This window comes from bacterium (genome assembly GCA_016708315.1).
In the GTDB taxonomy this organism is placed as follows: domain Bacteria; phylum Zixibacteria; class MSB-5A5; order CAIYYT01; family CAIYYT01; genus JADJGC01.
Map to the genome: position 1 here is coordinate 1 of JADJGC010000019.1, position 6,837 is coordinate 6,837.

The 6,837-nt window shown below is 59.3% G+C and carries 2 protein-coding genes and 2 pseudogenes; 2 read left to right on the top strand and 2 right to left on the bottom strand.

The genetic code is table 11. The annotated features are described in order from the left end of the window. Positions 1-41 precede the first annotated feature (41 nt). A complete protein-coding gene (locus tag IPH59_11975; GenBank protein ID MBK7092418.1) occupies positions 42-2,258 on the bottom strand; it encodes a helix-turn-helix domain-containing protein in 2,217 nt (738 codons plus the stop codon). A gap of 218 nt (positions 2,259-2,476) precedes the next feature. On the opposite strand from IPH59_11975, the pseudogene tnpA reads away from it, so the two are divergent. Beyond that, positions 2,477-2,827, top strand: a pseudogene (tnpA, locus tag IPH59_11980) (IS200/IS605 family transposase). A 383-nt stretch (positions 2,828-3,210) separates the two neighbouring features. Here tnpA and IPH59_11985 read toward each other — a convergent pair. Continuing rightward, positions 3,211-4,599: a transposase gene (locus IPH59_11985; GenBank protein ID MBK7092419.1), complete on the bottom strand. Its 1,389-nt coding sequence runs from the start codon at positions 4,597-4,599 to the stop codon at positions 3,211-3,213. 904 nt (positions 4,600-5,503) lie between these two features. On the opposite strand from IPH59_11985, the pseudogene IPH59_11990 reads away from it, so the two are divergent. Beyond that, a pseudogene (locus IPH59_11990) lies at positions 5,504-6,584 on the top strand (IS3 family transposase). Positions 6,585-6,837 lie beyond the last annotated feature (253 nt).

Sequence of the window (6,837 nt, forward strand, 5' to 3'; positions counted from 1 at the left end):
GAACTCCTGACATAGGGGTGTTGAAAATGTCCGCTTTTTCCTCATGACGGATCCTGGATCAAGTATTTCAGGCGCAAGTTCGACCCCGGGAAAACCGCTTTTCTGTGATTCAGTTCCTCGCACAGTGCCGCGACGGCGCGGGTGCGATGCGGTGAACTTTGTGAAGCCAGCCTGACGCGCAGTTCTCGTTTCGTGACTTCCAAATCCGCCGCACTTGCCAGTGCCGCTTGGATGAGTGTCCGGCCTTCGTCATCGGCTCGCCGGTAGTGCGGCGTGACCATTCGCAGCAGATCACTCTCGGCCTGATAGGCCACCATTTTGATCAGATTAGTCAGGTGCTTGCGCTCCGGCGCCAGCTTGACGATCGGTTTGTCGGTCGCCTCCCGCACCGGAACTCGCCGCGGCACCGCCGCGCGGCGTTTGGCCAACTGCGATACTCGCTGCCAGGCGCTCCAGATCTTCTCACCCAGCTTGCCGTAAGCGATCTTGAACCCGCGCATCGTGCGATGTTTCTGTTCCAGATTGTTCAGCGCCTCCAAGCCATATTCGCTTTGCAGCCGATCCACCCGCGCCCAGGCCTGGCGGTATTGGGCATCCAGCGCGGTCCAAACCGGGTTGGGAACTTCGCGCGTTGGATCGGCCGGAACTGCGGCATATTCCGCCAGCGCATCCAGGGCGTATTCTTCGCGCAGGTATTTGAAGAAGTTCTCCTGGCGCCAGCGATCAAACATCCGATAGGCAACCTGTGCCGCCGCCAGGTCGCGTCGTGAGGTCAGGATCGGCGTCTGATGTCCGTTTTCCATTCTCCGCGTGACCTGCCGCAAACGCAGTTTGCCTTTAAGCAGCCGGACTTCCTGATCGGCCAGAACATAAGAGACTTTTCGTCCGCCCAGGCGGCCGGTGTGCGGGTTGAAGCGTGAGCGCGGGATTCTTGGATAACGGCCCTTGCGATAGGTCAGCAAATCGAACCCGGCGGCGATGATCTGTTGAAAGAGTTTCGGACTGAAGCCGCCACGATCGAACACGACGGTCACGCGTCGTTGGCCAGCCAGTCCGCGGACTTGGTCGAGAATGCCGGGCAGCATCTTGACCAGACCGGCGTTGGCCTCGGCGGTCACGACGAACAGTGGATCGCCGGAACTGTCATTGACCCAATAATCCGAGGTGGCCGGCAACGAAATGCGCATGCGTGCCACGTGGGTTTTGGGCAGCGCGTGCTGGCCGTGATAGACCCGCACGTGCCCGTCGACGTAAAGGAAACCCATGGCCTTGCCGCGCAACTCCACGCGTCGCCGGGCCAGCGCATCGCCAAACTGGGCGGCGCGTCCCGTGGCCGCCAGGCTGGCCAGCTTGCGCCGCAGAGTTTTGACTTCCGGCGCCCGGTCCAGTCCCAACACACGTCCGAGGCTTTGAGGCGAATACTCTTTGAGATTTTCCGGACGCTTGATGCGCCACAGCGCCATCAGCAACAGCGTGAGCAAGCTGGTGCGCAAGCCATAGAAGCTCGGCCCAAGATGGCCGTAGATTTTTTGCGCGCACTCGAACACCCCACTGGCCATCAAAACCGGAAGCGCCAGGAGAACGCCGGCTCGCGGAACTGCCATCGCCGAACCGAACAACGGAGGGGCGTCTTGCAGCAATCCCAACCGCGCCAGCAAGCGGTCGGCGGAACGATCACTTGGGTCGGGGTCATGGCGGATGGAAGCTGTCGGCGCGGTGACGCAGAAAGCGGACAGGTTTGGGTTCGCAGGCAGGGCATTCTCAGAGGGGATCAAATCCGGCTGCGCTGGCGCGTCCTTCCAGTTCAGGCGACACAATAATTTACGAATGGCCATTTCGCTCACTCCAGCGCGGCGCGCGATCTCCCGATTCGAATGGCCGCTTGCTTTCAGGCGATGAATCCATCGGCTGCGTTCTCCCGGAAGACGCCATTGTCCTTTGGGGTAGCCGTCGCCATGTCCCAACGCAGCCAGTCCGCCGTTTTCAAACCTGCGCTGATCGCGACGGACCGTCCGTGCCGAACACCCCAATGCGTGAGCCACCTGGTACTGACTGGCCCAACCCTGCTCGACCAGGCTGACCATCGCGTAGGCTTCGGCCATGCGATCGGTGACCGCGTAGCTGGCCAGGACAATCCCCGAAACCAGCACCACTCGATGACCCGCTTGCGTCTTGATCACGCATCGCTCGTTGAGGATCCGAGTGCCTTCCGGATTGCGGACCTCCGGGAACAGATCGTCCGTTCTAGTTGCGCCCATACCGGGCAGCATAGGCGAGCGTTCGAAAAAGCGGACAGGTTTGGGTTCGCACCCTTCGCGGCTTCAGAGTACGGAAAAAGCCCAGAAACAGCGCAGATCGTTGAAGTCTATGTCAGGAGGCGGCCAAAGTTTGTGAAGGGGGGGGGGGGGGGAGGGGGGTTGGGGGGTTGGGGGGGGGGGGGGGGAGTTCTTTTTGGTTGGGGGGGCGCGGGGGGAACTTGTTTGGACAAATCCGGCGGGAGTTAGGGCCAGTCTTTCGCGAGCTGGCGCGGCAAAAAGAGAGTGAGATCATCGAGGGGCACCTGATGCCGGATCATGTGCACATGTTGATCTCGATTCCGCCGAAGTATTCGGTGGCGCAGGTGATGGGGTATCTGAAGGGCAAGAGCGCGATTCACATAGCTCGGGTGTATGCAGGGCGGAGGAAGAGCTTTGTGGGTCAGCAGTTCTGGGCACGGGGCTATTGGGTATCGACGGTGGGGCGGGACGAAGTCGCGGTGCGCCGATACATCCAAGAGCAGGAAAAAGAAGATCAGCGGTTGGACCAACTGACGCTGTTGCCGCTTTGAGCGGCTAACGGAACTATAACCCGCTTTGAGCGGTTCACGCTATCTCAAGCCTCCGGCTTTGCCGGAGGTCGCTGACATCTGTCGGGCATCACCCGTGTCTCCGGATTAACAATCGTGGAATATCCCCTGAAAAGCGACCCTTTTGTCATATGATGTGGATGCGGTCTTACAGTTTTCGTGGGCGCAAAACCGGTCACCTGAGACGCTGCAAGATGAAAGCCTAGGAATTTGTCGGACTTAGAAATCGCATTTGCTGGCGCACGCCTATTACGGCTCCCGGTGGCTGGTACAAAACCATTTTTGCTCACCGCCCCCCATCTCGGCCCCGCGCTGGGAGACGGCCCCTCCGAGTTTTTCGCTGATAGCGCCCGCGCGCCGGCTTTTTACCCCGTCGCCGCCAGGTTTTTGAGCGTGAACAGCCGCTTGAAGTTATAGCTCACGCAGACCAGCAGCCATTCCAATGACACCTTCTCCCGCCCGCGCAGCAGAAACCGGCGGAAGCCCAGCACTTCTTTGAGGATCCCAAACACCGGCTCAACGGTTTGCTTGCGCAGTTTGTAAAGTGTCTTGCCCGCCTGCGTCTTCATCCGGTGCGCCATCTTTTCTTTGGCACTCGCGTTCTCTGGCAACGGCGGCGGTTCGGGTTGCGGCAGCAAATCCGCCACCCGCTTGTGATGCGTTTGTTTGTCCACCGCCGCATACACCGTCAAGCCACTCGAAATCCCGTCCCGCTTTTGTTCCACCGCTTGCACCATCGCTTCACTGTAAAATCCGCTGTCGGCCAGCACGGTTTTGACTTCAGCGATCACCACCGGGCTGATGGCGGCAACGGTTGCCGCCAGTTCCTGTTTGTCGTTGGGCGCGACACTCACGCGCTGGCCCACGATCAACATCGCTTCGTCCACGGCCGCCTGCGCGTTGTAAGCTTGTTCAAAGTGTTTCCCGTTGCCCGCTTTCATGATCCGGCTCTCGGGATCAGTAAAGTTGTATTGGGCTTTGGGTTCAGGCACTTCACTCAGCGCTTGGGGTTCTGGGCCGCGGGGCTTTTTGCCGGCGTCGCGCTGCGCCTGGCGTGCGGTCCCTTTGGCCTCGTGCTCGGGCCGCTTGGCCGCGGCCATTTCCCTGGCCTGCGCTTCGATGATCTGGCGCGCGTGTTTCAGCGACTCAATGCGCTTCTCGCGTCGGGCCAGTTCCGCCGGGATGTCCAGCGGCTCGTTGGCCTCCTTCCCATCGGCGGTTTCGGCACGTGTGATCAGTTCCTGCACTTCCAATTGAAAGCGGGTGATCAGTTCCCCGGCGCGCTGGTAACTGACGGCGGCGTGCTTGCTGGCGTTGGCCTGAATCTTTGTGCCGTCCACACTGACCGAACCTACACGCGTGAGTCGGAGTTGATGCGCCAGTTGCAGCACCGTGACGAACGCCGCCTCAAACGCGGCCTGGTTCACCCGGCGAAAGGTGCAGATCGAATCGTGATCGGGATGATGGTTGGCGCACAGGTAACGCACCGCCACATCGCTGTATGTGGCCGCCTCGATGGTGCGCGAACCAAACCGTCCGGTGGCGTAGCAATAGATGAGCAGGGCGAGCATCATCGTGGGCGGATACTGTTCACTGCCCGTGCCGCGATGGTTCACACGCAAGTGGCCCGTGGGGATTTGCTCGACAGCGTCCAGGATGAAGTGGACGAGGTGGTCTCCGGGCAACCACTCGCGCAAATCGCAAGGCAGGAACATCGGCGTCTGCCGATCCAGATTCACAAAACGTGCAGCCATGAAGGGTTGGATCCTGGCCCCACCCTTTTGTTCATTCTATTTTCAAAAATCTTTTGCCCTCTAAGTCCGACAGACTGCTAGCGGCTTAAGTGCAGCACAGTTTCCAGCAACTACTGGTTGCGGCGCTGTAATTTGACCTCAATCTTTTTTACGCCCCAAGTTGGCGACCTAAGCAACCTGATTCTTCGGGGGGAAAAATCGGGGGGGCGATGGATGATTTTTCTACTTCGTGCGGACGGAATTGCTGGAAGCCGCAGCTTGATTGTGCTGACAGGTACCGGCGGCTGTAATCTCAGGGCCGTGCGAACTTACAGTCAGCCAGCATGCGTGAGAAATTATAGTATAGGACTATTGGCAATTTGCCTTTCCGTTGGCGCTGCGGAGCGACCAACGTTAATGCACAGTTGATTAGCACGACAATTTGCGTTCGTTGGCTGGACCGCCAGTCGTGGGCTGCTCGGATGCGCGGTCCATAAGCGAGTCCACCGATGTCCGGACTTACGATTTAAGCTGTAAGGAACAGCCTATTCCCCAACTTTCGCACGGGTCGCTCGTCGAGGAAACTAAGATCACTACAGGTTGTCGCTTTTTCTCATTTCAGATGTTCCCGATATTTCTTGCACAAACATAAGAGTTAGATGATTGTAGCCAGACTTATGGGTGGCACTATTTGTCCCCCTTGAGGTAATTACTCGGGCGATTGGACATCGGCGATAGTCCAACCGTTGGCGAGAGTGTGAGCGATGGAGACCGGCAAGGCGGGTTATTCACGACATTCCACGGTCCATCGGCCATGAAATGGGCCCCATTTTTAGACCACTGGTATAGGTGGATTTTTTGGTGTCTGCTCCTGACCGGCTCGATGAACGAGCCGGTCAAAATGAAAGAAAGGACAGACAACAAAATGAGAGCGAAACGCAGACGGTTGGAAGCGGGCTTCAAGGCCAAGGTGGGGCTGGAAGCGTTGAAGGGGATCCAGACGGTGGCGCAGATCACGCGGGATTATCAGGTACATCCCAATCAGGTCAGCCAGTGGAAGAGCGAGGTGAGCCAGCGCCTGCCCGAGGTGTTCGAGAATGGGCCGACGGTGCAAATCCAGGAGAGCGAGAAAGAGATTGAGCGGTTGGAGCGCAAGGTGGGACAGTTGACGATGGAGTTGGACTGGCTCAAAAAAAAGTCCAGACAACTGGGCTTGTGAAGGAGCGCGTGGAGCTGGTCGCGAGCATTCCGGCGGGCCTGTCGCTGCGGACGCAGTGCGAGCTGCTCGGCATCTCGCGGGGGGCGTATTACTACGAGCCGCGGCCCGAGAGCGCCGAGAACCTGGCCCTCTTGCGCCGGTTGGACGAACTGCACCTGGAGCGTCCGGTCTTCGGGAGTTGGCGGCTGGCCGCGCTGTTGCGGCGCGAGGGCTGGGAGATCAATCGCAAGCGGGTCCAACGCCTGATGGCGGTGCTGGGCATCCGGGCGATTTATCCGCAGAAGAACACCAGCCGGCCGGGCCGGGACACGAAATCTACCCGTATTTATTGCGGGGAAAAGAGATCACGGGACCGGATCAGGCGTGGTGCGCCGACATCACCTACATTCCGATGCGCCACGGATTCATGTATCTGGTGGCGGTGATGGATTGGTGGAGCCGGTATGTGCTGGCGTGGCGGTTGAGCAACACCTTGGAGGCGGCCTTCTGTGTGTGGGCGTGGCAGGCGGCGCTCCAGCATGGCACGCGGGCCCCTTTGATTGCCAACACGGATCAAGGATCGCAGTTCACCTCGCTGGCCTACCTCGAGGCGGTGGCGGCAGCGGGCACGTTGGTGAGCATGGATGGCCGGGGCCGGTGTCTGGACAACGTGTTCGTGGAACGGTTGTGGCGCAGCCTCAAGTATGAGGACATCTATCTGCGCGACTACGAGGACGGACTGGAGCTGGAAGACGGACTGTTCCGCTGGTTCGCCCATTACAACGACGAACGGCCGCATCAGGCGCTGGGCTACGCCACGCCCCGGGAAGTCTATCGCTTCCCCGAATCGCATGGTGCCAAGCCAGCGAAGTGGGAGTTGAAATCAGACCGCCTGCGGCGGTAAGATGACGAGGCCTAAACAAAACGGGAGAGAAGAGGCCGGCGCATGGCGTCGCCTTCTCTTTTCCAAAACGATTCTGTGCGCAGAGCAGAGCAACAGAAACAAACAAAAATGCAGACCCAAGAAATCACACCTTATTTTCTGCGGTCAGTGGTTTGAA